This is a genomic window from Salinigranum marinum (assembly GCF_024228675.1).
Taxonomy (GTDB): domain Archaea; phylum Halobacteriota; class Halobacteria; order Halobacteriales; family Haloferacaceae; genus Salinigranum; species Salinigranum marinum.
Map to the genome: position 1 here is coordinate 2,573,266 of NZ_CP100461.1, position 23,484 is coordinate 2,596,749.

25 protein-coding genes and 3 tRNA genes are annotated in these 23,484 nt (G+C 65.1%); 14 read left to right on the forward strand and 14 right to left on the reverse strand.

Going from position 1 to position 23,484, the window contains the following annotated elements; genetic code table 11:
* The first annotated feature begins 18 nt into the window (after positions 1 to 18).
* The 5 genes from NKJ07_RS12735 to NKJ07_RS12755 all read left to right on the forward strand — a co-directional run bounded on the left by NKJ07_RS12735 (position 19) and on the right by NKJ07_RS12755 (position 3,284).
* Entirely contained in the window at positions 19 to 447 is a 429-nt protein-coding gene (locus tag NKJ07_RS12735; protein WP_318567195.1) for a CopG family ribbon-helix-helix protein, read from the forward strand.
* 128 nt (positions 448 to 575) lie between these two features.
* The gene (locus NKJ07_RS12740) at positions 576 to 1,256 is read left to right on the forward strand and encodes an energy-coupling factor ABC transporter permease (RefSeq protein ID WP_318567196.1); all 681 of its coding nucleotides are present in this window, start codon (positions 576 to 578) and stop codon (positions 1,254 to 1,256) included.
* Positions 1,256 to 1,585, forward strand: a complete 330-nt coding sequence (locus NKJ07_RS12745; protein WP_318567197.1) for a cobalamin transport operon protein — start codon at positions 1,256 to 1,258, stop codon at positions 1,583 to 1,585. The genes NKJ07_RS12740 and NKJ07_RS12745 overlap by 1 nt, the downstream gene beginning before the upstream one ends.
* Positions 1,582 to 2,397, forward strand: a complete 816-nt coding sequence (locus NKJ07_RS12750; RefSeq protein ID WP_318567198.1) for an energy-coupling factor transporter transmembrane component T family protein — start codon at positions 1,582 to 1,584, stop codon at positions 2,395 to 2,397. Before NKJ07_RS12745 ends, NKJ07_RS12750 begins: the two co-directional genes overlap by 4 nt.
* A complete protein-coding gene (locus NKJ07_RS12755) occupies positions 2,394 to 3,284 on the forward strand; it encodes an energy-coupling factor ABC transporter ATP-binding protein (protein ID WP_318567199.1) in 891 nt (296 codons plus the stop codon). Before NKJ07_RS12750 ends, NKJ07_RS12755 begins: the two co-directional genes overlap by 4 nt.
* Positions 3,285 to 3,525: 241 nt before the next feature.
* Here NKJ07_RS12755 and NKJ07_RS12760 read toward each other — a convergent pair whose 3' ends face one another.
* Together NKJ07_RS12760 and NKJ07_RS12765 are read right to left on the reverse strand one after the other, a co-directional pair.
* On the reverse strand, positions 3,526 to 3,678 hold the full coding sequence (locus tag NKJ07_RS12760; RefSeq protein WP_318567200.1) for a C2H2-type zinc finger protein: 153 nt from the start codon (positions 3,676 to 3,678) through the stop codon (positions 3,526 to 3,528).
* 284 nt (positions 3,679 to 3,962) lie between these two features.
* Entirely contained in the window at positions 3,963 to 4,121 is a 159-nt protein-coding gene (locus tag NKJ07_RS12765) for a hypothetical protein (RefSeq protein ID WP_318567201.1), read from the reverse strand.
* 724 nt (positions 4,122 to 4,845) lie between these two features.
* Here NKJ07_RS12765 and NKJ07_RS12770 point away from each other — a divergent pair.
* Complete coding sequence (locus tag NKJ07_RS12770; protein ID WP_318567202.1) at positions 4,846 to 6,012, forward strand: ISH3 family transposase; 1,167 nt, start codon at positions 4,846 to 4,848, stop codon at positions 6,010 to 6,012.
* Positions 6,013 to 6,427: 415 nt separating this feature from the next.
* Positions 6,428 to 7,096 (forward strand): helix-turn-helix domain-containing protein, encoded by a 669-nt coding sequence (locus NKJ07_RS12775; protein ID WP_318567203.1) that lies wholly within the window; start codon positions 6,428 to 6,430, stop codon positions 7,094 to 7,096.
* A 413-nt stretch (positions 7,097 to 7,509) separates the two neighbouring features.
* Here the strand turns inward: NKJ07_RS12775 and NKJ07_RS12780 are convergent, their stop codons facing one another.
* From NKJ07_RS12780 to NKJ07_RS12795, 4 genes are all read right to left on the reverse strand, one after another.
* Positions 7,510 to 7,725, reverse strand: a complete 216-nt coding sequence (locus NKJ07_RS12780; protein WP_318567204.1) for a hypothetical protein — start codon at positions 7,723 to 7,725, stop codon at positions 7,510 to 7,512.
* Positions 7,726 to 8,015: 290 nt separating this feature from the next.
* Positions 8,016 to 9,014, reverse strand: coding sequence for an IS110 family RNA-guided transposase (locus NKJ07_RS12785; RefSeq protein WP_318567205.1), 999 nt, complete (start codon positions 9,012 to 9,014; stop codon positions 8,016 to 8,018).
* 729 nt (positions 9,015 to 9,743) lie between these two features.
* Positions 9,744 to 9,816 (reverse strand) — tRNA-Ile (locus NKJ07_RS12790).
* A 130-nt stretch (positions 9,817 to 9,946) separates the two neighbouring features.
* Positions 9,947 to 10,019: transfer RNA gene (locus NKJ07_RS12795), tRNA-Asn, on the reverse strand.
* A 133-nt stretch (positions 10,020 to 10,152) separates the two neighbouring features.
* On the opposite strand from NKJ07_RS12795, the gene cca reads away from it, so the two are divergent.
* Positions 10,153 to 11,526: a CCA tRNA nucleotidyltransferase gene (gene cca, locus NKJ07_RS12800; RefSeq protein WP_318567206.1), complete on the forward strand. Its 1,374-nt coding sequence runs from the start codon at positions 10,153 to 10,155 to the stop codon at positions 11,524 to 11,526.
* On the opposite strand, the gene NKJ07_RS12805 is transcribed toward cca, so the two are convergent.
* The 4 genes from NKJ07_RS12805 to NKJ07_RS12820 form a co-directional block, all read right to left on the reverse strand.
* Positions 11,523 to 12,530, reverse strand: a complete 1,008-nt coding sequence (locus NKJ07_RS12805) for a histone deacetylase family protein (protein ID WP_318567207.1) — start codon at positions 12,528 to 12,530, stop codon at positions 11,523 to 11,525. The genes cca and NKJ07_RS12805 overlap by 4 nt on opposite strands.
* 2 nt (positions 12,531 to 12,532) lie before the next feature.
* Positions 12,533 to 12,964 carry a histone family protein gene (locus tag NKJ07_RS12810; protein WP_318567208.1) on the reverse strand — a complete coding sequence of 144 codons (432 nt, stop codon included), beginning with the start codon at positions 12,962 to 12,964 and terminating at the stop codon, positions 12,533 to 12,535.
* A 68-nt stretch (positions 12,965 to 13,032) separates the two neighbouring features.
* On the reverse strand, positions 13,033 to 14,502 hold the full coding sequence (locus NKJ07_RS12815; RefSeq protein WP_318567209.1) for a single-stranded DNA binding protein: 1,470 nt from the start codon (positions 14,500 to 14,502) through the stop codon (positions 13,033 to 13,035).
* A 234-nt stretch (positions 14,503 to 14,736) separates the two neighbouring features.
* Positions 14,737 to 15,306, reverse strand: coding sequence for a hypothetical protein (locus NKJ07_RS12820; RefSeq protein WP_318567210.1), 570 nt, complete (start codon positions 15,304 to 15,306; stop codon positions 14,737 to 14,739).
* A gap of 137 nt (positions 15,307 to 15,443) precedes the next feature.
* On the opposite strand from NKJ07_RS12820, the gene NKJ07_RS12825 reads away from it, so the two are divergent.
* Positions 15,444 to 15,516 (forward strand) — tRNA-Arg (locus NKJ07_RS12825).
* A gap of 488 nt (positions 15,517 to 16,004) precedes the next feature.
* Here NKJ07_RS12825 and NKJ07_RS12830 read toward each other — a convergent pair.
* Positions 16,005 to 16,253, reverse strand: coding sequence for a DUF7564 family protein (locus NKJ07_RS12830; RefSeq protein WP_318567211.1), 249 nt, complete (start codon positions 16,251 to 16,253; stop codon positions 16,005 to 16,007).
* 78 nt (positions 16,254 to 16,331) lie between these two features.
* Here NKJ07_RS12830 and NKJ07_RS12835 point away from each other — a divergent pair, with 78 nt between their 5' ends.
* Complete coding sequence (locus NKJ07_RS12835; protein ID WP_318570456.1) at positions 16,332 to 16,943, forward strand: DUF309 domain-containing protein; 612 nt, start codon at positions 16,332 to 16,334, stop codon at positions 16,941 to 16,943.
* Positions 16,944 to 16,964: 21 nt separating this feature from the next.
* Here the strand turns inward: NKJ07_RS12835 and azf are convergent, their stop codons facing one another.
* On the reverse strand, positions 16,965 to 17,759 hold the full coding sequence (azf, locus tag NKJ07_RS12840) for an NAD-dependent glucose-6-phosphate dehydrogenase Azf (RefSeq protein ID WP_318567212.1): 795 nt from the start codon (positions 17,757 to 17,759) through the stop codon (positions 16,965 to 16,967).
* Between the two features lie 181 nt (positions 17,760 to 17,940).
* On the opposite strand from azf, the gene NKJ07_RS12845 reads away from it, so the two are divergent.
* A complete protein-coding gene (locus tag NKJ07_RS12845; RefSeq protein ID WP_318567213.1) occupies positions 17,941 to 18,279 on the forward strand; it encodes a dihydroneopterin aldolase family protein in 339 nt (112 codons plus the stop codon).
* 100 nt (positions 18,280 to 18,379) lie between these two features.
* Positions 18,380 to 18,811 (forward strand): DUF5790 family protein, encoded by a 432-nt coding sequence (locus NKJ07_RS12850; protein ID WP_318567214.1) that lies wholly within the window; start codon positions 18,380 to 18,382, stop codon positions 18,809 to 18,811.
* 51 nt (positions 18,812 to 18,862) lie between these two features.
* Here the strand turns inward: NKJ07_RS12850 and NKJ07_RS12855 are convergent, their stop codons facing one another.
* Positions 18,863 to 20,791 (reverse strand): ABC transporter ATP-binding protein, encoded by a 1,929-nt coding sequence (locus NKJ07_RS12855; protein ID WP_318567215.1) that lies wholly within the window; start codon positions 20,789 to 20,791, stop codon positions 18,863 to 18,865.
* A gap of 58 nt (positions 20,792 to 20,849) precedes the next feature.
* Positions 20,850 to 21,131 carry a DUF7538 family protein gene (locus NKJ07_RS12860; protein ID WP_318567216.1) on the reverse strand — a complete coding sequence of 94 codons (282 nt, stop codon included), beginning with the start codon at positions 21,129 to 21,131 and terminating at the stop codon, positions 20,850 to 20,852.
* Between the two features lie 294 nt (positions 21,132 to 21,425).
* On the opposite strand from NKJ07_RS12860, the gene NKJ07_RS12865 reads away from it, so the two are divergent.
* Both NKJ07_RS12865 and NKJ07_RS12870 read left to right on the forward strand, forming a co-directional pair.
* Positions 21,426 to 22,190 carry a hypothetical protein gene (locus tag NKJ07_RS12865; protein ID WP_318567217.1) on the forward strand — a complete coding sequence of 255 codons (765 nt, stop codon included), beginning with the start codon at positions 21,426 to 21,428 and terminating at the stop codon, positions 22,188 to 22,190.
* Positions 22,190 to 23,479, forward strand: a complete 1,290-nt coding sequence (locus tag NKJ07_RS12870) for a thiol-disulfide oxidoreductase DCC family protein (protein ID WP_318567218.1) — start codon at positions 22,190 to 22,192, stop codon at positions 23,477 to 23,479. Before NKJ07_RS12865 ends, NKJ07_RS12870 begins: the two co-directional genes overlap by 1 nt.
* The last annotated feature ends 5 nt before the right edge of the window (positions 23,480 to 23,484 follow it).

Sequence of the window (23,484 nt, forward strand, 5' to 3'; positions counted from 1 at the left end):
CCCATCGTGAGCTCCTCGATGACTGAGCGCCTTCGGGACGACCTCGATCGGTTCGTCGAGGACCACGGCTACAGCGGCCGAAGCGAGGTGATTCGTGAAGCGTGCCGATCACTACTCGACGAGTATCAGCAGACCGAATACGAGGGCCGACGGGTGCTGGGAACCATCACTGCCGTCTTCGGATACGATGCGCCGGAGATCGAACGCCGCATGATGGACGTTCGCCACGAGTTCGAGGCGTCGATCATATCGAATTCGCACGACTGCCTCACCGACAACGGGGGCTGTGTGGAGACGTTCGTCGTCGAGGGCGAGTACGACGTCGTCCTGAATTTCATCGCGACCGTGCGCGGCGTGGACGAGTCCGTCTCCGTCGAATACACGACCGCCCCGATCGATGTGATGACCATCGAGGCGGGGGAGCCGCTCGGCGAGAACTCGGGATAGCTGCCGGAGTGTGGGTCGAGGAACCAGCTCGGTATCAATAACAGCGTCTCGTTCCCGAAGAGTTATTATCTGCTTCTCTTTCAAAAGGTAACTTTATTATGTTTAGTGTTGAAATTGCTAACATAGCTATGGCACACATTCACCTCGGTGAGGGGTCGTTTCCGCTGTGGGCACTGGTGCTGTGGACTGCCCTCGGCGCCGCCCTGGTCGGCGCAGTCGTCTATCGGGTCCGGAAAGGTGGTATCAAAACACACCAGATCGCGCTTGCCGGCATCGGCGCGGCCGCGAGCTTCGCGATCTTCCAGTTGAACATCCCGGTCTGGGGTGGCATCCACATGAACCTCACCGGGCTCGTCGGGATCCTCGCCGGACCGCTCCTCGGTGTGCTCATCGCGCTCGTGGTCAACATCTTCTCGGCTGCGCTCGGTCACGGTGCCGTCGGCCTCCTCGGCGCGAACACGCTTGTCAACGCCTCCGAAGCGATCGTCGCCTACTACGCGTTCAGGACGCTGCTCCGGATGGACTGGGACGTCTTCCCCGCCAGCGCGAGCGCGGCGACGCTCGGCCTGTCGGCGGGGGCCGTCCTGATGGGTGCGATCATCGTCATCAGCGGGGTGAACGGGAGCGCGCTGCCCCGCGGAGATCTGACGATCGCCGTCGCCGGTCTGGTCGGCCTCAACCTCGGCGTCGCGGTGATCGAGGGCCTCCTGACCGGCTTCGTCGTCCAGTTCCTCGCCTCGGTCCGGCCCGACCTCGTCGGGCTCGCCGACCGCACCGCCAGTGAGGAGTCCGCCGGGGTGACCGCCTGATGCAGCGCTGGAAGCAGTATGGCGGACTCGCCGGTCTGTTCGCGGTCTGTCTCGCTGCCGGGCTCTGGGGCTTCACCTCGACGGGCGGGGCACTCCCCTGGGCCAAGCGCTCGGCACAGGCGCTACAGCGTGGCGTCCAGCAAAGCGGTGGCGCACTCGTCGACCTCGGGCGAGGGATCGTCGTCGCCGGTCCGATCCGCAAGGGCGGGCTGATGCTCGAGTTCGTCGGCGTGGTCGTCCTGCTCACCGTCATCGGAGTCGGCCTGTACGTGTACGCTAACCGCTACCACGGGGTCGACGAGCCGGAACGCACGGCCCGGTCACCGTGACGACGCTCTCGAACCACGTCCCGGACCCGCGGTTGATCACGGCCTACGCCGAGCATCGTCGGGGCCCGCTTCACCGCGTCAACCCGTGGACGAAAGTCGGTGTCGTCGGCGCACTCGTCCTCGCGGTGACGGTCGTCGATAGCCTCGCCGTCCTCGCGGGGGTGTACGCCGCGACGCTCGTGGTCTACGGGATCGCCGGACTTCCGTACGGGCGGCTCGTCTACTGGTACACGCTGCCGTTGCTGTTCATCGCCTCCGTGGCGGGGCCGCTCGCCTTCCTCGAACCGGGAGTACCCATCGGCGGGTCCCTCACCACCCCGATCGGCGAACTCTCGGTCACGTGGGCGGGTGCGACGCTGTTCGGCGAGCTGACCTGCCGGTCGCTGACCGTCGTCACGTTCACGCTGGCCGCGACGATGACCACGCGGTACGCCGACATCGCGTACCTGCTTGGCAGACTTCTCCCTCGACCGATCGACCAGGTTGCCCTCCTCACGTACCGATTCACGTTCGTCATGATCGAAACGCTCGAAGACCTCGTCAAGGGCGTGCTCGCGCGCGGGGCGAGCCTCTCGGAGTTCTGGGCGAACCGGCGGACGTACGCCCGTATCCTCGGGATGACGCTGCTGACGGCGATCGAACGCTCCGAACGGCTGGTCAAGTCGATGGAGGCCCGCGGCTACGAGGGCGACATCACGCTGTACGGCGACGTCTCGCGCCCGCCCGCTCGCGAACTCCTCGCTGTCGTCGCCTGCTACGCGGGCGTCGTCGCCTACGCGCTCGTCGTGGTCTACGAGGTGATCCCGAGATGAGCACCGACCACTCCCGGGAACGAACGCCGCTGATCGACCTCCGATGTGAGGCTCACACCTACCCCGACGGCACCGTCGGGATGCACGACGTCGACTTTTCAGTACACGCCGACGAGGTCCTCGCTCTCGTCGGTGGCAACGGCGCCGGGAAGTCGACGCTCTTGGAGCACCTGAACGCGACGCTGGTACCCGACGAGGGCGAACTCGTCGTCGACGGGACGCCCATCACCGAAGACAACAAGGCTCACGCTCGCCGGGAGGTCGGCTTCGTCTTCCAGGACGCCGACACTCAGCTGGTCGCCCCCACGGTGCTGGACGACGTGCTGTTCGGCCTCCAGAACTACGGCGTATCTGGGGAGGAAGCCGAACGGCGGGCACGGGAGGCACTGGCGACTGTCGACGCCGCGCACCTCGAAGACCGGATCCCACACTACCTCAGCGGCGGCGAAAAACGCCTCGTCGGGCTCGCCGGCGTGCTCGTTTTAGAGCCGAGTGTGATCGTCCTCGACGAACCGCTAGCGGGGCTCGACCCCGAGCGCTCGCGGCTGGTCGCCGACCGGATCCGGGGGATCCACGAAGCGGGAATCAGCGTGGTGCTGTCGACGCACGACCTCGAGTTCGCCGCCAAGATCGCCGACCGAGTCTGCGTGATGGCCGACGGCAACGTCGTCGGGAGCGGGACGCCTCGGGAGGTGTTCTACGACGACGCTCTGCTGGAGCGGGCGAACCTCCACCCGCCAGCTGCAGTCCGCGTGGTCCGGGACGCGGGACTCGATGCGAGTACACGGCCGGTCACGGAAGCCGACCTCGTCTCGCTCCTCTCGGAGGGGGCCGTCGACCCGGGGACGATTCAGGCCGGTTCCCTCGATAACAGCGGACGGAACTGAGAACCGTCCGTACCTCGCGCCGCTCTCTCGGTCCCCGAGACGGTCACCCTGCGATACGCGTGGGTGATCGTCGTGGTCGACCCCGCCCACAGGCCTTCGGATTCTGTACGACGTGCCGCGGTTCCGACTCGGAGCCGTCCTCGCGTGGCCGGTCGTCCCGGACAGCCGGACAGTCCGACGGCCACGCCGTTCGTCGCCTGCCCGCTGGCGCGGTACGAAGTTCACGTGTTGAGTGGTCCGCTCAGTGGTGCTCGTGGATGTGGTCGCGCAGCGAGTCGGTGTCGTCGAACTGTTCGTCGCACTCCGCACACGTGTCGTGGTGGAGCGCGACGTGCTGGGTCACGCCGGCAGCACTCTGGAACTGTGCATCGCAACTGGAGCAGGTGTACGCCATTGCAGTATTAACTCAGGAGTGGTAGTATTAAAATCGTTATTAAAAATGAGCATGTCCGAGTTGCTTCGGAGTATTAATTCGATCGGCCGGCTAACTAACGCGAGTCACGCAGGGGGACGAAACGCCAGGTCCCCGTGAAACGGTCGCCCCTTGTGATTGGAGGGGACGAGCATCTTCGTCGCCTTCGAACGGGTCGTCACCGTAGACCACGTCGCCCGGCACGGCCCAGTACGTCGCCCTGTGTTCGACGAGGTCGCGTGGCGTGCGTCGGATGACCGCGGTGCTCACGGCACCTTCGTGGAGGTCGGTCTGCTTTGCGATCTCACGGGCTTCGAAGGCGCGTCGTGGTCGGCCGCGAGGCAGTCGAGTACCACCTCCTGAACCGACAACTCGGAGAATTCCTCGTCTGTCGCGCTCTCGATGGTTTCGCGGTCGATCGACATCGTGACACGGTCTGTGCCCTCCAGCGGCATCAGTGTAAAATGTGAGTAACGTGACCACTGTACTGCTTCGACGACGAAGGTATTTCGATAGCGATCACCGGTGGGAGCCAGTCCACACCGTCGTGTTTGATGCAGCGTGGGCTTGAGGCCAAGAGACGACGGTAGGCTGGGATGGACGTTCGCTCGGTACAGGCGAGTTACTACCCGTTGTTGACCTTCTATCAAAATTTTATACTTGTTTGCTCGTTGCAACGGCTACGATAGTGGGACACTGATCGGAACGAGGATCGACGCGCATCAAAATCTCTCGGGTCGTTCTCTGTGACGAGAGCCGTCTTTGGTATTCGCCCTCCGTCGGTCTCATCGCGTCCACCAAGCGGCGTGCCGAAGAGGTCAGAAATGCATGAAATATTCTGGGTACGGTATAAATGCGTTATACCGTTAAGCTAGAAACCAATGCTGTCACGGATGTTCTATTCGTCTGTATGCCTCAGAGAAACCATGCCGATGATCAAGCCAGAGCTACTGAATCGAAATTTTACCCCCCCGCCGGGTCCGACCCGTCGTTCGTAGCCAGTCGGTTGGAGTGGCTCTGGGCGACGCTGTTCAACCACGGCATCGAGACAGCGACGTAACTGCGAACGACTGCATTAAAACGGTCGGCTCAGGGGTAGATTCAGTACTTCACGAAGCCGGTTAGTTGAGACGTCTGCTTGCGGAAGGTGTGCTTAGAACCCAGCAAGCAGACAGTAGACTCCATGAGGACCAGATTCTTAACTTCCTCGTCAACACCCTTGACGAGGAAGTTTCGATCACTCTCGGTGAGAACGCTCAGATAACGTCGGAAGAGATCTGTGAGGTCCTCGTCGGCGCGTGCGCCGACGGGACCTCAATCTCGACACTTTGTGAGAATAGTGCTAACTCCCCTCGTGCCAACGCCGTCCTCTATCATCTTCGGACGAAGTTCGAGCTGGAACAGCTCGAACGAGTCGGAAACACACTCCTCCAGCGAGATATTCTCGATGCCCTTCCCAAGCAGGTGGAGGTCGTCGCTGACCTCCACCTGCGTCCCTACTACGGTGACGAAGACGGCACAGAGGGCCTCTACCACTCGGAAGCCAAGCGTGGAACAACCGCATTCCACGCGTACGCGACGCTGTACGCACGCGTGAAGAACAAACGCTACACGCTGGCGGTGCGCCGTCTTGTCGACGGCGACACCGCCAGCAGCGTCCTCGCCGAGTTTCTCGGTATCCTTGACGGCCTTGACCTCGGCGTCAAGGCCGTCTACCTCGATCGAGAATTCTACGACAGCAAGTGTCTCACGCTGCTGCAGGCGCACAACCACGCGTACGTCATCCCGATTATCCGGTGGGGTCAGTCGATCAAGCAAGAACTCTCCGAGGGCTGGAGTCGCGTGATTCACCACGACATGACGGCGAAACTCGACGGTCACAGCTGGACCGTCGAGTTTCCCGTCTACATCGACTGTACCTACCAGAACGGACGATACGACGAACATGGCGTGGCGCGTCACGGCTACGCCGCTGACGCGCCGTTCATCAATTCTCCTCGCGACGCTCGATACCACTACGCGAAACGCTTCGGTATCGAGGCCAGCTACCGACTCTCCGAGCAAACGATTGCGACGACTACGACACAGGATCCGGCGGTACGGCTGCTGTACGTCGTAGTGAGTTTGCTGTTACAGAACGTGTGGCGGTATCTGCACTGGGAGTATGTGGCGACGCCCCGCCGAGGCGGGCGTCGCCTCTGGGAGTGGTCGTATAAGGAGTTCACCAACATGATCCGACGGGCAGCGTGGACGGCCCTCGCGACGCGTCGGGCCGTCCCCGCAAACCGACCGCCGGACGACCGGTTCGTCCGGTAACGACCGATCGAGTACGCCCCTGCGGTGAGTGGCAAGGCTGTCGCGTCGGCGGCGGATCGCCGCCGACAGCGACGATCTTCTCTTGATCTTCCGGTGACCCCCTCGTCAAGATCGATAGTGGAGTCGATTCGACACGGAACTTAAGCTTCAGAGGTGGTTAGCCGAGGAAGTTTCGTGAAGTACTGAGATTGTGCTCAGTTCTGATCGGTCTCCGGTCTGACCGACACACACGAGAAGCAAGTATTTGAACAGCGTCCCCGTATTCAGAAACCGTGACCAATCGACTCGATTAAGTCACCACACAGCCATCAGTACGACCCCAGTGGCGAGCACGGCAGTGTAGATTTTCGCCAAGCATCTCAAGAAAAATCAATTGTAAAATTTTGCATGCTGAAAACTATCATACAACAAAATAATGACCGATATTAGAGCGGTCGTCAGAGTCGAACATCCCGATATCGTCCTCACGAAGACCGTCCGTCACGACCGAAGTTCGAGAGTCAAGTCGGTGTCAGAGGCAGGAACTGACCCAACATCGGGAAAGTTTTTCTATCACATAGAGTCGTCTGATTTCTTCCAGTTCGAAGAAGGATTACGGAAAGATAACACCATTAGCGAATTCGAACGAGTTATCGAAGCGAGAGACGAGGAGGCGATCTATAGCTTCGAGTACACGGACGAAGCGAAGATCCTCTCACCAGTCATCTCGGCCGCGAACGGTGTCATACTCAACATGGAGAACGAAGGAAACGCTTGGGTCATAACAGTGTGGATGCCCGAGCGAACGGATCTGGCCCATCTCTGGGACTATGCACAACAGAATCACATTGATATCGATCTACTGCGCGTGAACGAATACGCTAGTTTAGGCAATACGGACGCCGGGTTAACCGATAGCCAACGAGAAGCGCTCCTCCTCGCAGTCGAATCAGGGTATTTCGAAGAACCACGGGACGCGACACTCAGCGAGGTCGCCGCTGAGCTGGATATCTCTCAGCCTGCAGCCAGTGGTCTCCTTCGGCGTGGAATCAAGCGGCTCATCGTATCATCCCTGATGGATGACCGTGAAAAGGCAAACGAATGAGTTCTCACTGTAGGTTCCGGGATACTGTGAGATCGTATTTAGCTGTAATTGAGGGCGCTAAGCCCCCTTCCTCAGCGAGCGTCGAAGACGCGAGCAGGGAGGGGATACAGCACCCGCACGAGTTGTTTGCACGTTCTCCGCCACATTTACTACCCACGCGGTCAAGCCGGGTCGTGCGATGCTCACCACGTCTCCGGCGGTGTTCAAGCGCGACAAGAAGCGCGCACCATCGGTTGTGGCCGAGTATCCATCCGGTAGGAGTGGGACACTCCGAACCACCCGTGAAGGGAAGTCGCCTGCGGAGTCTGGAGCCGCTGTGTCCACGTCGGATGCAAGCTCTGACACAGACACAGGAAGCCCCACCCTCAACAAGCGAGGGGCGAGTAGCCCCGAGCGCGGTAGGGTGGGGTAGTTCACTTGCTTTCGTCGGGGTTCCACGTACACGCGTTCCCCGTCGTCAGGCTGTTTTCCTCGATGTATGCGGAGAGACACGCATAGTTACAGAAGTACTCGGGTGAGCCGCAGTCGTTGTCACAGTCACGGACACAGATCGGGTCGTGATCGAAAATATGCGACTTACAGTACGCACACAGTTCGTCTGCGTCGGGGGTTGCGACAGCTGTAGACATATTTGTAGTAGAGAGAGTGCCACTGAAAGCGTTTCGTGAGATATGGATTATCTCGCGACCGACTCGCGCCCTGTACTCACCTATGGAAATTCTGCTGGCCGAACAAACCACGGCTGGCGTAATAACGATTCGGACCACCTCGACGATTCCGGCGCCGAGTTCGTAAAACTGGCAGACGGTGAGACGATGGCTCGCTGTCCAACGGGCAGGCGGGGAACGTGAATAGAGAGAGCTGTCGCTCCCGCTGGCTCCGACCGGCCACTGAGGGCCGCCCGGCGGCCCTCAGGTCCTCAGCTACTCACGCCGGGTGGATCGTACGCCTCCTCTCGGTCGAGCATGTAGTACATCGACACGAGTAGTTTCCGTGCCGTTGCGACGATCGCCTTCTTCGAATTCATCCGACTGTTCAGCCGGTGGAAGAACCGGCTCAGATACTCATCTTTACTGGTGTACACCGCTGTGTACGCACTCTGAACCAGGATCCACCGAACCCGTCCAGAGCCGCGTTTCGAGATACCTCCCTCGATCCGCGAGTCGCCCGACTCGCGGATCGTCGGGTTCAGTCCCATGTAACTCACGACCTCCTTGTGACTGTCGAACCGATCGACTTCTCCAAGCTCCGCGTAAATCAGCAACGCGGAGTAGTAGCTGACACCGGGGATGGTCATCAGCAGCTGGGTCTCGGTCAGAGACCCAGCGCGCTCCTCAATCGCCGCTTCGAGCTGTGATATTTTCTCGCTCAGCGTCTTGATCACGTCGAGGTACGACTCCAACAACGCGTCCCACGGTGACGGGAGCGAGAGTTCCCGGAGGAACTCTCGTCCCTTCACGCTCAGTGGCTTCACCTCCCGGGTGATGCCATTGTCGGCGAGCAAGCCGTGGATCTTGTTGGCGAACTTGGTCCGGTCTTCGATTAGGGTCTGTCGCCCGCGCACGAGTGCGCGGGCTTCCCTGATCTCGTCGGTGGGAACGTAACTCTCCGGAACGGAGTTGAGCCGAAGCAGTCGCGCGAGTTCTTTGGCATCGACGCGATCAGTCTTCTTGTCCGACTGAGCGATGAGCGTCAGTTTGCCCGGATGAGCGACGGTCACGTCCAAGTACTCCGCGAGAGTATCGTAGACGTGGTAGTAATTGCTGGTCGCCTCGATCACCGCACGGGAACCAGCGTAGCGTCGAGCGAGGTCGTCGAGGTTCGCGTTCTCGACGCGAACCTCTTCGACGGGTTCGCCTTCGCTGTCGATTACTGCCACCTGTGCGTACCGCTTGTGTAAGTCGATTCCGAGGTACATGATCTGTTCCTCCGGGACACCGGTGCGTGAATCAGAAACTCACCTATGCGGGCTTTCCCGGATGCCGCGGGGCGCGGCATCCGGGCTGGTGCGCCCATAACTCGGCTTCTTTCGCACTCGGACCAGTCAGCACCACGTGCTCTGCTGCACGGAATACAGCTCGGTCTCTTGCGTCCCATAGTTGATTCACGCTCCGCTGGGATAGCAGAATTTCCATCGAGTCAGCACTGTTCGCTCTACTCACCTAACGACGGACAGCAGTGACGACTGTACGTCCGCACATCCTACTCAGCGGTTGATTCAGCGAACACCGTCTAATACGAAAGACGAGGGGTGCCAGGTCGATTCTCTCAGGCATCCCCGTGTTGTTTGGACGCGCGAGATAGCCGGAGTTGTTCAGCTCGATACCCTGTTGTCCCGTGGACGGTTCGGCGAACAGCACACGATAGCCGAACCCACTGATTTCAGTCCAAGTAGCGCCTCACTCGGTTTCAGCCCAGACTCGAACGTTCTCACGGGCGATCTCTTCGAGACGAGCGACGCGGTGTCTACGTCCAGCCATCCAGAGGAAGCTCTCACAATAACCCTCGTCACGCGATTCGATGGGCCCTCTGGGGTTCGAACCGATACCAGACGTGCTCACTCACTGCGTTCGCTGCGCGCGACTGGCAGGGTTCGAACTCCAGCGGTGCGGGGTTCGCTTCTCGCGTCCGCTCGCAGCAGAATTCATGGGCCCTATGGGGTTCGAACCCATGACCACCCGGTTATGAGCCGAGCGCTCTAACCACTGAGCTAAGGGCCCGTACCACGGGGAAGCAGGCCGCTCGTCTTAGAACTAGCGACTCGTCGGTCGACGGCCGTGGACGGCGACCGTGTGATCGCCACACGGACGAACGAGAGTCGTCGCGACTCGGCGGCGGGAAAGAGAACAGCGCCATCGCCAGGACTCGAACCTGGGACCACCTCGTTAACAGCGAGGCGCTCTACCAGCTGAGCTACGATGGCCTGCGTGGGTGAAACGCACTCTCACGTACCCGAGGTGATTTGATAGGGCTTTCGTTTTCGCCCGCCTGCGGCACGACGGCACACACTCGTGTGGATCGACACGCTTTCGCGCTCCGGTGGACAAACGACGACGATGAGCGAACTCGAGGCCGTCGTCGCCGCCGTGGACGAGGAGGTCAGGCCCGACGCGGCCGAGCGGGCGCGCCTGGAGCGGGCGGTCGAAGCGCTGCGCGAGCGTGTCGAACGCGCCCTCGCGGCGGGTGACGTCCCCGGCGAGATCGCGGAACAGGTCGACACCATCCAAGTCGGTTCGACTGCCCGGGGAACGTGGCTCTCGGGCGACCGCGACATCGACCTGTTCGTCCGGTTCCCGGCCGACCTCGACCGCGCGGAACTCGAACGGTACGGGCTCGCGATCGGGCGAGCGGTGCTCCCGGACGGTCACGAGGAGTACGCCGAACACCCGTACGTCACCGGCGCGTTCGACGGCTTCGACGTCGACCTCGTCCCGTGTTACGACGTCGACAGCGCCGCCGAGACGCGGTCGGCCGTCGACCGCACCCCGTTTCACAACGCCTACCTGACCGAGCGGATCGGCGACCGACTGGCCCGCGACGTGCGGGTGTTCAAGCGCTTTCTCAAAGGGATCGGCGCGTACGGCTCGGACCTGCGAACGAGAGGGTTCTCGGGCTACCTCTCCGAACTGCTCGTTCTCGTGTACGACGGCGTCGTTCCCCTCCTGCGAGCGGCCGGTGGCTGGCACCCGCCGGTCGCCTTCGACCCCGAAGAACACGGCACTCGCGAGCACGACGATCCGCTCGTCGTCGTCGACCCGACCGACCCCGCGCGGAACGTCGCCGCCGTCTGCTCGGCCGCGAACGTCGCCCGGCTGCAACACTACGCCCGGGAACTCGTCGACGACCCACGGACGGACCTCTTCGTTCCGTCGGACCCGGAGCCGCTCACCGAACGCGCGGTCCGTGACCACCTCGACCGCCGGGGGACGGCCGCCGTCGCGATCCGGTTCGACGCGCCCGGGATCGTCGACGACCAGCTCTATCCCCAGTTGGAGAAGTCCCGCACGGGGATCGCGGGCGATCTCGACCGCCGCGGCTTCGGCGTCCTCCGGAGCACGGTGTTCGCCGCCGACCACGCCGTCCTCCTCTTCGAGCTCGTGACGGGAGCGCTACCGGCGGTGGAGCGTCACGAGGGGCCGCCGGTCCACGTCCGCGCCCACGCCGAAGGCTTCTTGGACGCCTACGTCGACGACGGGGAGGCGTACGGTCCGTTCATCGCCGAGGATCGGTACGTGGTCGAGCGACCGCGGGAGTGGACCGACGCGCGCGCCCTGCTGGAGAGCGACGCGCTGTTCGACGTCGCGCTCGGCACGCGCGTGGAGTCGACGCTCCGCGAGGAGGGGTACGAGGTGCTCGTCGGTGACGAGATCGAGCGCCTGACCGGGGAGTTCGGCGCGGAGCTGGCCCGGTACTTTTCGCCGCGCCCCTAATCCAGGTCGAGCGCGTCGCGGACGTCGTCGACGAGGAGCTGCGTCTTCTCGTTCGGCCCCTCGTCGGGCTCGATCGGCTTGCGGCCGTCGAAGGTCTCGTGGACGGTGGCCACGCCGTCGGAGAGCGTGTCGAGGCCGTAGCCGCCTTCGAGGACGAACGCGAGGCCCGCGTCGGTCGCGTCGGCGATGTCGCGGACCCGGTCGGAGAGGACCGCGTACCCCTCGGTCGAGACGCGCATCCGCGAGATGGGGTCGTGGCGGTGGGCGTCGAAGCCGGCGCTGACGATGAGCACGTCGGGGTCGAACCGTTCGAGGGCGGGCGCGAGCGTCTCGTCGACCGCGTAACAGTAGTCGCCGTCGCCCGCGCCGGCGGCGAGCGGGACGTTGAGGTTCGTTCCCTCCGCGTCGCCCGCGCCCGTCTCGGCGACCTGCCCGGAGCCCGGGTAGAGGCCGTCCTCGTGGAAGGAGGCGTAGAAGACGTCCGCGCGGTGGTAGAAGATGTCCTGGGTCCCGTTGCCGTGGTGGACGTCCCAGTCGAAGATCGCGACGCGGTCGGCCTCCTCGGCGTCGATGAGCGTCTGGGCGGCGACCGCGGCGTTGTTGACGAAACAAAAGCCCATCGCGTCGTCCGCCACGGCGTGGTGTCCCGGCGGACGACCGAGCGCGAACGGCGTCTCGCGGCCGTCGGCACCCGCGACCGCCTCACGCGCGGCCCACTCGGCGAGGCCGGCGCTCGCGAGCGTCGCGTCCCACGTCGCCCCGCTGGCGACCGTGTCGGGATCCCAGTTGCCGCCGCCGGTCTCACAGAACTGCTTGATCTCGGTGACGTAAGTGGAGTCGTGGACCGCCTCGACGCGTTCCTGTGCGACCGGCTCGGCCTCGACGTACTCCACGCCGTGCCGTTTGGCGAGGGCGCGGCGGATCGCCCGCAGGCGGTCGGGCGTCTCGGGGTGGCGCGGACCCGTGTCGTGTTCGAGACAGGTCTCGCTGTAGCCGAACTGCATGGCTACGCGAAGAGGGCGAAGTAGGTCTCGATGTCCTCCGCCTGGATGGTCCGCCGGTCGGCGTGGCGCGCGAGGGTCGCCGCCGCGCTCGCGACGTTGTCGGCGTAGTCCTCCAGCACGTCGGCGAGAGCGATGCGCGCTTCCATCGATACCCGGTAGCGGTCGTCGATGCGGAGCCGGGCGATGCGGTCGACGGGCGCGACGGGGAGTTCGAGCGCTCCCCGATTGACGACCTGCTCGACGTCGAAGTCGGCGGCCATCAACGTCTTCCGCCCGTCGGCGGTCGCACGGTTGGCCGCATCGACGGCCAGCGCCGACCCGTGGGCCTGGATGCGCCGAGCGAGTTCTTCGGCGGCGTCGGCGCTCACCCGGAGCTCATCCGCGTTGCGTCGGATGATGGAGTCGACTGGGGCGAACGGGAGCTCGACACTCATACACAATTATCCGGTTTAGCCGCCGTATAATCCTTTCCGTCGGGAACCGAACGACGAGTCGACGCGCTTCAGAGGACCTCCTCGGCGTCGATGCGCCCGTCACGGACCCGGCCGCGGACGGTCACCTCCTCGCCGAGGCGGAGGCTGGCGTCGGTTTCGACGCTGTACGTCTCCGTGCCGTTGTCGAGAACCACCGGGCTTCCGGCCTGGACGACCGTGCCGGTGAACTCGACTTCGTCCGCGTCCTCGCCGCCGGTGCCGTCGCTCGTTTCGCTCCCGGAAGTCGTCGACGAGGCGTCGGACGAGGACGAGGGAGACCCAGCAGACGACGAGTCGAACGAGGAGAGACTGCCCTGCCCGTCGGCGTCACCCCGCGACGCCGACGCGGGTGCGGCCGTCGCGTCGGCCTCGTGTGTCGGTGCGTTCTCGGGGCGCTCGTCGAGGACGGAGACGGTCGAGCGCCAGTTGACCGAACACTCGAGCGCGTCCTGCCACCCGTCTTTTACCTGCACGTCGGTGAATACGGCGTACTGGCCGAGGTCGATCTCCGTGTCGGCTTTGTCACCCCAGAGCGCGACGCGGATGTCGCCGGTGTCGTCTTTCACTCTCACGTTTCGGACCTGCCCCTGGGAGCCGTCGTCGCGGTCGAACGTCCGTTTCTCGTCGAGTTCGATGACGCCGCCGGCGACGTCGGCCGTCTGGCCGATCTCCAGCGCGGCGATGGCGTCCGTCTCGGGGACGTACTCGATCGATTCGTCGATTGGCTCGACCGATCCGCGGTCACCGACGTGGAGTTCGAGGTCGCCGTCGCGCTCGCGGACGTAGCCGTCGACGATCTCGACCGATTCCCCCTCGGAGAACTCGTCGGCGAGGTCGGCTCGGTCGTCCCAGAGCGTGATCCGTACTCGCCCCGTCGGGTCGCCGAGGACGAGGTTCGCGACCCTGCCTTCGGAGCCGTCGTCGCGGTCGAACGTCCGGACCGAGTCGGTTGCGAGCACTCTGCCCCGGAGGTTCACGTCCGAGAGGCCGAGCGAGAGGTCCTCGACGCGGTAGGTGTCGAGCACCTGGACGTCGACTTCGGCGTCGTCGGGCTCGACGCGGTCGACGTTGACTTCGACGCCGTTGTACCCCTCCTTGGGTCGACCGGCGATCCGGAGTACCTGGCCGACTTCCAGCTCCTCGACCGCGGCTTCGGCCGCCTCGTCCCACAACGCGGCCCTGATCCGCCCCGTCTCGTCGGCGACTTCGACGTTGATCACCTTGCCGTCCTCGTCCTCGCCGTCTCGCTCGAACGTCCGTACCTCGCCGATGCTGACGACCTTGGCGACGAACTTCACCTCGTCCATTCCGGGTTCGATGTCCGCGATCCCCGACACCTCTCCGCCGGCGTCAGCCAGTTCGTGGGCGACGAGCATCGCCGCGGTCTCCTCGTCCGCGAGGCCGCCCATCTGTTCGACTTTCTCGTGGACGGCGGCCTCGAACGCCTCGAAGTCGACGTCGGGCGCGACGTCTTCGTAGACATCCTCGATGACACCCATAATCTGTTCACGACCAGGGTAGAGCCGCGCTTAAGGCTTGTCTTTGGCTCCGTAGAACGGCAACGATAGCCCTCACGCCTCTCGATTTCGACTGTTTCGGTCGTATCGACATCGCACGGAGTGGGGAGCGGCTTCGTACAAGAACGTACGCACGTCCGAGCGGCGACGGGCGGGCGGCGAGCCGTCCCGTCGTCCGCGGCGGACACGGTCGATGGCCGGCGGCCCCGCCACGCACTAGTCGTGCCGCCGGCGGGCCACCTCGCGCCGACCGTCGACGTCGTCGTGGACGACGCGCACGACGCCCGGGACCATCCCGTCCATCGCGACCCGGACCTCGTAGCCGAGGGGTAACAGTGCCTCGGTACACGCCTGGTCCGGGTCGCGCTCGACCACGCTGGCGACGACGACGGTGAGGAGGTCCCCCTCAGGTGTGTACGAGACGTCGTCGAGGACGGCGACGGCACAGCCGTTGCGGCCGTGGGCACACCCGGTGACGGTCACACCCGCGTCGTCGAACCGGACGGTGGCCGTCCCGGGGCTGTCGCACCGACCCGTGCTGACGAGCGAGGTTTCGGTGAACCGTGGGTGTGTCCCGCCGCCGCTCGGGCCCCCATCGCCATCGCCCGGCCCGTCTGGTTGGCTGTCTGTGCCACCACCGCTACCGTCGGTGTCGCTCCCGCCTCCGTCGCTTCCACCGGATCCACCGGTTCCGTCACCGGCGGTGGGCGGCCCGCCACCGAGACAGCCGGCGATCGCCGCCACGAAGGCGACTCCGAGGCCGGAGAGGAGCGTCCGTCTGTGCATGTGCACTGAATAGCGACGGGATCACGTAGACGTTGGCTATGAACAAGTGGTCGTTTGTCTCACGCCGCATGGGACGCAGTGCCGTCGGCCGGGGGAACCGTAACCGTCTTAAGTCGGACGGGGCTGTCTATAGATGAGTCCTGGTAGGGTAGTGGACTATCCTCTTGGCTTGCGGAGCCAGGGACCGGAGTTCAAATCTCCGTCAGGACGCTCACATTTGTTCGCGACCTGACGTGCTTCACGCTCGCGATACTCGCGTGAGACTCCGTCAGGACGTTTCTGCGAGGCACTACACGACGAGCGGAGGCGAGGAGTCTCTGCCTCGCGAAACTCTTACCACGGAGACGTGAGCAGGCGAGACGTACGAAGTGAGTCTCGGCGGGTTCAAATCTCCGTCAGGACGCTCACATTTGTCACCGGAAGCGGAGCTTCCAGTTTCCAGCGGGACCTTCGGTCCCGCGCTGTTCGCGACCTGACGTGCCTCACGCTCGCTTCGTCACCGGCGGCGTCGCCGCCGGGTGCAAGCGGAACCATCGGTTCCGCCCTGCTCGCGTGAGACTCCGTCAGGACGCTACGTTTTGCAGTCGCTACGTGAGGAACGATCGCTGTCGTCCGCACCGACCGTGTCGACTCTAGCGAGGAGACACGTCCGCGAACGGCGACTGTGCAGACGACTGCGGGAGGCGGGGACCGCCCAATCACTCCTCGTCGTACGGGTCGTCGGGCGCGTCGGGGTCGTCCGGGACCCGGTGGCGAGACGGGCGCAGTCGAGCGGGGTTCCGCGCCGGCGACGGCTCACCCCGTTGTCGGGCGATCCACGTCTCGTGACAGTCCGGACAGTAGTTGCCTTTGTACGTGCTCGTGAAGAGGTAGCGGGTCCCGCAGTCGATACAGACGCAGTCGCCGACCGTCTGTCGGCGGCCGCGTCGGTTGTTGTGTGCTACCACAACACGAGGAAGCGACGCACACACATAAGTATATCCGCCGCAGGAACTCAGGAGATACTAGGTACCACGATGTCGGATCTGCAGGCCGCGGTCGCCGCCGGCGTCGCCGTCTACAACGCGGGCGAACACCACGCGGCACACGACGCATGGGAGGACGAGTGGCTCGCGCTCGAGTCCGACACTGACGACGAGCGCTTGCTGCACGGACTGATCCAGTTCACCGCCGCGGTGTACCACAGCCGGCGGCGGAACTGGAGCGGCGCGCGGAAGCTGTCGCGCTCGGCGACGGGATATCTCGACGGACTCGGGCCGGAACACCGCGGCGTCGGCCTCACGACCGTCCGCGAGTATCTCCGCCGCCTCGGCGCGGACCCCGAGCACGCCGAGCGAGCGCGACCGCCGGCGCTCCGCTACCGCGGCCGCGACCTGGCTCCCTCCGCGCTCGATCTCGACGCCCTGGCCGTCGCCGCCGGGGTGATCACCGAGGAGTACGGCTACGACGAGGCAGTCGTCGACCGCGCGGTCGGCTACGCCCGCGAGGAAGCGGGAACCGCCCGGTCGCGGTTCAGGGCGCTCGTGGTCGACTTCGTGGGCGAGACCGAACGGCGAGGACTGGTATACGACCGTCTCCGGGACCACGTGCGGCGGCGGCGGCGCGAGGAGACGGACGTCGACGGCCTGTTCGAGTGATCCCGGCTTCGACCGCGACGGTCACTCGGGCGTCGGGTTCTTCGGCGTGCCGTCCTCGTGGTACTCCGCGGAGTTGTCCTGCGGATCGTACCCCAGCACGTCCTTCGCGCGCCGGATCGAGTAGTACTTCCGGTCGTTGTCGGAGATGCCGTAGACGATCTCGAACGCGTAGTCGGCCTGGAGACAGCGGTCGAACAGGTGCGCGCAGTCGCGGTACGAGAGCCACATCGCCTGCCCGCGTTCGTAGTTGCGCGGCGGATGCCCCCGGGTGAGGTTGCCGATGCGGACGCAGACGACGCTCATCCCGGACTCGTCGTGGTAGTACCGACCCAGGGTCTCACCGGCGGCTTTCGAGACGCCGTAGAGGTTGCCCGGCCGGGGGAGTTCGCTCCCGTCGAGACGGAACTCGTCTTCGACCCGGTACATGTTGGGCGTCCGCTCTTCGGTCTCGTACGCGCCGACCGCGTGGTTCGAGGAGGCGAACGCGAACCTCTCGACGCCGGCCCCGGCCGCCGCCTCCAGCATTGTCTGGGTGCCGTCGATGTTGTTCCGGAGGACGGAGTCCCAGGGCGCTTCCGGGCGGGGATCACCGGCGAGGTGGACGACCGCGCCGACGCCGTCGACGGCGTTTCTGACGGCGTAGTCGTCGGTGACGTCGGCGATGTAGACGGCGGATTCCGGCACGTTTTCGGGGATCTTGTCGCTCGACAGGGGTTCGCGATCGAGGAGTCGCCAGTCGTAGCGGTCGCCGAGGTGGCCTAGGATGGCCTGCCCGACGCGGCCGCCCGCCCCCGTCAAGAGAACCGGCTTGTCCATTCGAGTTGTGCTTGCGCGTGGGGGGTGTAAGTAAGATACGGTTCGAACGGGGTCTGGACCGCTGTCACGTCTCGCTCGCAGACGTGCGCGACCGGTCGGGCCCCGACGCGGCCGGCCGGCGGACCGTGGATCGCGACCGCGGACCTGTGGACTCTTGTACGACGGTCCCCTCCCCGTGTGCATGCCCACCGACGCCGAGCAGGCCTGCTTCGAGGCCGGCATCAAGTTCGGATCGCTCTATCACCAGTTCGCCGGCACGCCGGTGTCGACCGCGAGCGCTCGGAGCCTCGAACGCGCGATGGAGGAGGCGATCGAGAACCAGCCGCACTGTGCGTCGGTCTCGGTCGACATCCTCGACGATCGCGTCGACGCCGCCATCGACCACGAGAACGGCTACACGGAGCTTACGGGGAGCCTGATGGAGGTGGAGATGCGGATCGAGTACCGGGAGCGAGTCGTCCGAACCCGGATGGAGATGGACGAGGGCTACCCGCTGATGAAGCTCGTCGCCGTCGAGTGAGCGGACCGACGCCGGAGACGGTCGAGCCAGGCGTCGACGGGTCGATCTTCACTTTCACTTCGCGGCAGGTGTTTAACTCGAACGGGGGCGAAAACGGGGTATGAGTAGTCAGGCCACACTCGGTGACGACGAGCTGTTCGGCGAGGCAGCGGCAGAGATGCGCACTGACGTCGAGGACCACCTTGAGGCGGCCCGAGCGGAGCTCCCCGAGCCCGACGAGGTGTGGGAGACCGACGCCGACAACGTCCTCGGCGTGCTCAACGGGCTGAAGTCGTCGCTCGACGTCGGCGACGCCGCCGATGAACTCCGGCAGGCGAAGAAGTGGTACGTCATCGGCTCCCGCGCCGAGGCGTTCGAGGACGCCGAGGACCTGGAAGCCGAGATCACGGAACTCCAGGAACTCGTCGAGACGATCACCGAGGCGCGCGAGCAGGTGGGGGAGCTGACCGGGACGATGCCCCAGCTGCGGGGGGCGCTCCAGGACGCGGCCGACGACGAAGAGGAAAAAAAAGAAGAAGAGGAAGAAGAGTAAGACGACGGTTCGGCACGCGAACGGATCGCCGACCGCGAACCGCCGTGCTGCTCAGTCGTCGCCGTCGACCTCGACACGAGCCCCCCGGCCGCGTGCCCGCTCGACGAATTCCTCCGGGAGGTCGTCGATCTCCCCCGCCTGAACCCCCCAGAGGTGTGCGTAGAGACCCGCTTCTGCGATGAGTTCCTCGTGCGTGCCGCGTTCGACGATCCGGCCGTCCTCGACGACGACGATCTGGTCGGCGTCCTTGATCGTCGAGAGCCGGTGGGCGATGGCGAACGTCGTCCGCTCTTCGGTCAGGGAGTCGAGCGAGCGCTGGATGAGCATCTCGGTCTCGGTGTCCACGTCCGAGGTCGCCTCGTCGAGCACGAGGATCTCGGGGTCGCGGAGGACGGCCCGGGCGATGGCGACCCGCTGGCGCTGGCCCCCGGAGAGTTTGACGCCGCGCTCGCCCACCATCGTGTCGTAGCCGTCCGGGAGGTTCCGGACGAACTCGTGTGCCTCCGCCGCTTTGGCCGCTTCGACGATCTCGTCGTCCGAGGCGTCGAACGTCCCGTAGGCGATGTTCTCTTTGACTGTTCCATGAAAGAGGAACGTGTCCTGGCTGACGTAGCCCATCGCCCGTCTGAGGCTCGACACGGAGACGTCGCGGAGGTCCTGCCCGTCGATCTCGATCGAGCCGTCGTCGACATCGTACAGTCGGAGCAGGAGACGGAGGAGCGTCGACTTGCCCGCCCCCGTGGGGCCGACGAGCGCGACCGTGTCGCCGCCGTCGACGGTGAAGGAGACGTCTTCGACCACGGGCGTCTCCTCGCTGTCGTAGCCGAACGTGACGCTGTCGTACGCGACCCTCCCATCGGAGACCGCGAGGTCGGGGGCCTCGTCGACCTCGGGGATGCGTGCGGGTTCGTCCATGAGGCCGAAAACGCGCTCGGCACTGGCGTACGCGCGCTGATACATGTTGATGATCTGTCCGAACTGCGCGAGCGGCCAGACGAACCGCTGGGTGAAGAGGACGAAGATGACGAAGTCGCCCGGCGAGAGCGTGCCGGTGAAGAGCCACGGACCCGTCCCCCGGAAGACCCAGAGGCCGCCGACGGTGAAGGTGAGGAGGAACCCGATCCCGGCGAGGACGCGCAGGGCGGGGAAGAAGACGATCCGCGTCTCGATGGCGTCCCAGTTGGCGTCGTAGTAGTCGAGCGAGACGTCCTCGACCCGGTCGGCCTCGTACGACTCGGTGTTGGCGGCCTTGATCACCGAGATCCCCCCGAGGTTGTTCTCCAGCCGGGAGTTCACGGTCCCCACGGCCGAGCGGACGGCGGCGTACTTCGGCTGGATCGTCTTGATGAAGTAGTACGTGAAGACGGCGATGAGCGGGACGGGGACGAGCGCGACGACCGCGAGTTGGGGGTTGAGCCAGAAGAGGACGCCCGCGATCCCGAGCACCATGATCCCCAGCCGGAACGCCGAGTTCATCCCGTCGTTGAGGAAGCTCTCCAGCCTGTTGACGTCGTTCGAGAGGATCGACATCATCTCGCCGGTCTGCTTGTCGGCGAAGAACGTCATGTTCAGGCGCTGCATCGACTCGTAGGTGTCGACTCGAACGGCGTGTTGGACGTGCTGGGCGAAGCGGTTCCACCCCCAGTTGCGGACGTAGTGCAACACGGCACCGCCGAAGAAGCCCACTGCCACGAGGCCGATCGTGAACCAGAACTGCGCCTCGTCGCCCCCCGGGATCCACGCGTCGGGGACGAGCGGTAGGGTGTACGCCTTGTTGTCGAAGAAGATGGCGTCGATGGCGACGCCCAGCAGAATAGGCGGGAGGAGGTCGAGCAGCCGAGCGCAGACGCTCGCGGAGAGCCCGAGCGTGAACGACCCCGCCCGCTCGCGGCCGTAGTCGAAGAACAGGCGGCGCATCGGGTTCTGCACGTTGCCGCGCTGCTCTTCGAACGGGTCGTCGTCGTCGAGACCGACGTCCATTACCGCTCGTCAGGGGCCCGCGGCTAAAAGGGTTTCAGCGCCCGCAGGCGCTCGGAGATCAGACGACGCGCGCTTCCACGTCGGGGTCGATACCCGCCTCGCGGAGGTCGAGGCGGACCCGCTCGCGCAACGGGTCGGGGACGGTCTCGCGGCCGACGGGGACCGCGACCTCGCCGTCGCCTTTCACCTTCCAGTAGATAACGCACTCGGAGGGGTCGTAGTACTCGACGCTGTAGTGGTCGCCCGCGCCGCGGTAGTGGACGCGGGCGGCGTACCCCTCGCTCTGCCACCCGTCTTGGGACGCGAGCGCGGCGACGACGTTCGGATCAGCGTCGGCCATTGGCCCGGGCTACGCCCGCCAGCACCAGAGGGTTTTGGTTCGGGTGACGGACGGGGCGTGCGCACTCCCGACGGATCACGTCGCGTGGTCCCTGCACGGTCCCGTTCTCGTCGAGGTCGCGTGCGGCGTTAAGAGGGTGTTAACAGTCGGGGACGGATCCAAACGTGTCACACTGTGGGTGCCGGCCGCGGGGGTAGAAGACAGCTAACTAATCCACCCCGGACCGATTGACCTGCTGACAGCCGGGCCGGCGCCGTGGTCGAACGGGTCACGCCGCCGGCTCACGAGGTACACATGCACTACTCACCATCCCAGTCAGTCCTGTTGCTCTCGCCGTTCGGACCGTTCGTCTCCGGCGTGCGCGAGCAACTGCCGTTCGTCCCCGCGCTCATCGTCGTGGGCGTCGGGGTCGCCGCCGTCCTCGCCGTGGCGTTCAGCGACCGTCCGAAGGTTCGACCCGCGTTCCTCGCCGGCTTCTTCTCGCTACTGATCGTCGTGAACCTCGTCGGCGTGCCGGCCCTCCCGTTCATGCACTGGCACAAGTTCTCGCCCGTCCAGCCGACCGAGACGACGACGTACGACTACCGCGTCGTGACCGCCGACGGCGCGGAGATCCGCTTCGAGGAGCGGGCGCTGACGAACGTCGACGGCGCGTACATGCCGCTCGTCACCGGCGAGATGCGGACGGCCGACGACGACCGGCGGGCCGAACTGAGCGCGTACATGCTCGACCGGGCGCGGATCCACCGCGAGCGGGTCGAGTCGCGGTCGGCCCTCCACTCCCTCCGGTTCCCGCCGCACAGCGTCGGCGAGTGGACCGCGACCGAACTCGACGGCCACGGCGAGTTCGTCGGCCTGCGCACGTACGAACGCACGGTCGTCGTCAGCGACGACGGCCGGTCGCTCGTCTCCGACACCCGGACGCTCGTCTTCGACTACGTGGACGTGGAGTCCGACGGCTCCGTGACGGAGTCGGGGTCGACGGTGTCCGAGTCGGGATCGGAGCCGCCGGTCTCGGCCGCGGCGGTCGGCACGAGTCACACGCAGTGGGTGGTCTGATGATCGTCAACTACGTCCGGAACCCCACCCGCCAGTCGCCGGTCAACCTCGCCGTCGCCCGGGTCGTCCTCGCGGGCTACCTGGTCTGGAAGACGCTCCCGTACGACTGGCTCCTGTTCGTCGCCGCGCCCTTCGCCGGCTTCGAGACGTACCGGTTCGCGATCCCCTCGACCGTCCCCGAGCTCCTCGTCGTCGAGAAGTGGCTTCTCGTCGGCCTACTGTGCCTCTTCGCGGTCGGCTACCGCGTCCGCGTGACGGCGCTCGCCGCCGCGCTCATCGTCGGCCACTTCGCGATCGTCCGCTTTACGCTCAACACCTCCGGCGGGGCGACGGCACTGTTTTTCAGTTCGTGGTACCTGCTGTTCTTCGCACTGTACGCCGGCGACGAGACGGACGGCCTCTCGCTCGATGCGGTGCGCCGGACCGGCGAGCGCTCCATCGACGAACTTCGCGGGGTCCTGAAGACCGACGCGCCGCGGTCGTACGCGATGGCACCGCTTCGATGGTCGCTCCTCGCGTTCGCTATCGTCTACTTCGGGGCCGGCGTCGCGAAGCTGTACATCGGCGGCCCCGCGTGGATGAGACCCGAGAACCTCTCGCGGACGCTCGTCCTCTTCAACGAGGCGTACGGCCACCCGCTCGGCGTCGGGGCGGCGCTCGTCGACTACCCGCTCGTCGTGAGCGCGCTCGCCGTCGGCACGGTCGTCCTCGAAGTGGGACTGCTCGTCGCCGTCGTCGTCGGCCTCCCGCTCTGGCCCGTCGTCGTCGGCCTCCTGGGCATGCACACGGGCGTCGTCGTCCTCATGGGCATGCTCTTCTTCGACGTCGTGCCCATGTTCGCCATGTTCGTCGCGTGGGACCGACTCTACGCCCGCGTGGTGAGCGACGACCAACTCGACCTCGTCTACGACGAGTTCTGTCACTTCTGCTCGCGGAGCCTCTACCCGTTCAAACTGCTCGACGTGAACGGGACCGTTCGCTTTTATTCGCAGTCGGATCTCCCCGCGGTATATCGGGACCGCGACGGCCGCGACGGCGTCGACTTCGACCGCGCGATGTACGCCTTCCGCGACGGCGTCGCTTACGAGGGGTACGATGCCTTCCGACAGCTCCTCCGGCAGTTCACCGTCTTCGCCCCCCTCGTGTGGGCGATGGGTCTCGCGCCCGTGCGAGCCGTCGGTGAGCCGATCTACCGCCGCGTCGCCGACAACCGCGGCCGGTACTTCACCTGCCGGTTCGACTTCGACGAGCCCGTGCCCGAACCGACGCCCGCGGGAGAACAGGACTGAGCCGC

Excerpts from the sequence above, each read along its gene's own strand:
- NKJ07_RS12855 (WP_318567215.1), bottom strand. The coding sequence starts at position 20,791 with ATGGACGTCGGTCTCGACGACGACGACCCGTTCGAAGAGCAGCGCGGC.
- NKJ07_RS12745 (WP_318567197.1), top strand. The coding sequence starts at position 1,256 with ATGCAGCGCTGGAAGCAGTATGGCGGACTCGCCGGTCTGTTCGCGGTC.
- NKJ07_RS12850 (WP_318567214.1), top strand. The coding sequence starts at position 18,380 with ATGAGTAGTCAGGCCACACTCGGTGACGACGAGCTGTTCGGCGAGGCA.
- NKJ07_RS12805 (WP_318567207.1), bottom strand. The coding sequence starts at position 12,530 with ATGCAGTTCGGCTACAGCGAGACCTGTCTCGAACACGACACGGGTCCG.
- NKJ07_RS12815 (WP_318567209.1), bottom strand. The coding sequence starts at position 14,502 with ATGGGTGTCATCGAGGATGTCTACGAAGACGTCGCGCCCGACGTCGAC.
- NKJ07_RS12735 (WP_318567195.1), top strand. The coding sequence starts at position 19 with ATGACTGAGCGCCTTCGGGACGACCTCGATCGGTTCGTCGAGGACCAC.
- NKJ07_RS12870 (WP_318567218.1), top strand. The coding sequence starts at position 22,190 with ATGATCGTCAACTACGTCCGGAACCCCACCCGCCAGTCGCCGGTCAAC.
- azf (WP_318567212.1), bottom strand. The coding sequence starts at position 17,759 with ATGGACAAGCCGGTTCTCTTGACGGGGGCGGGCGGCCGCGTCGGGCAG.
- NKJ07_RS12740 (WP_318567196.1), top strand. The coding sequence starts at position 576 with ATGGCACACATTCACCTCGGTGAGGGGTCGTTTCCGCTGTGGGCACTG.
- NKJ07_RS12775 (WP_318567203.1), top strand. The coding sequence starts at position 6,428 with ATGACCGATATTAGAGCGGTCGTCAGAGTCGAACATCCCGATATCGTC.
- NKJ07_RS12760 (WP_318567200.1), bottom strand. The coding sequence starts at position 3,678 with ATGGCGTACACCTGCTCCAGTTGCGATGCACAGTTCCAGAGTGCTGCC.
- NKJ07_RS12765 (WP_318567201.1), bottom strand. The coding sequence starts at position 4,121 with ATGTCGATCGACCGCGAAACCATCGAGAGCGCGACAGACGAGGAATTC.
- NKJ07_RS12810 (WP_318567208.1), bottom strand. The coding sequence starts at position 12,964 with ATGAGTGTCGAGCTCCCGTTCGCCCCAGTCGACTCCATCATCCGACGC.
- NKJ07_RS12785 (WP_318567205.1), bottom strand. The coding sequence starts at position 9,014 with ATGTACCTCGGAATCGACTTACACAAGCGGTACGCACAGGTGGCAGTA.
- NKJ07_RS12820 (WP_318567210.1), bottom strand. The coding sequence starts at position 15,306 with ATGCACAGACGGACGCTCCTCTCCGGCCTCGGAGTCGCCTTCGTGGCG.
- NKJ07_RS12780 (WP_318567204.1), bottom strand. The coding sequence starts at position 7,725 with ATGTCTACAGCTGTCGCAACCCCCGACGCAGACGAACTGTGTGCGTAC.
- cca (WP_318567206.1), top strand. The coding sequence starts at position 10,153 with ATGAGCGAACTCGAGGCCGTCGTCGCCGCCGTGGACGAGGAGGTCAGG.
- NKJ07_RS12860 (WP_318567216.1), bottom strand. The coding sequence starts at position 21,131 with ATGGCCGACGCTGATCCGAACGTCGTCGCCGCGCTCGCGTCCCAAGAC.
- NKJ07_RS12845 (WP_318567213.1), top strand. The coding sequence starts at position 17,941 with ATGCCCACCGACGCCGAGCAGGCCTGCTTCGAGGCCGGCATCAAGTTC.
- NKJ07_RS12755 (WP_318567199.1), top strand. The coding sequence starts at position 2,394 with ATGAGCACCGACCACTCCCGGGAACGAACGCCGCTGATCGACCTCCGA.
- NKJ07_RS12865 (WP_318567217.1), top strand. The coding sequence starts at position 21,426 with ATGCACTACTCACCATCCCAGTCAGTCCTGTTGCTCTCGCCGTTCGGA.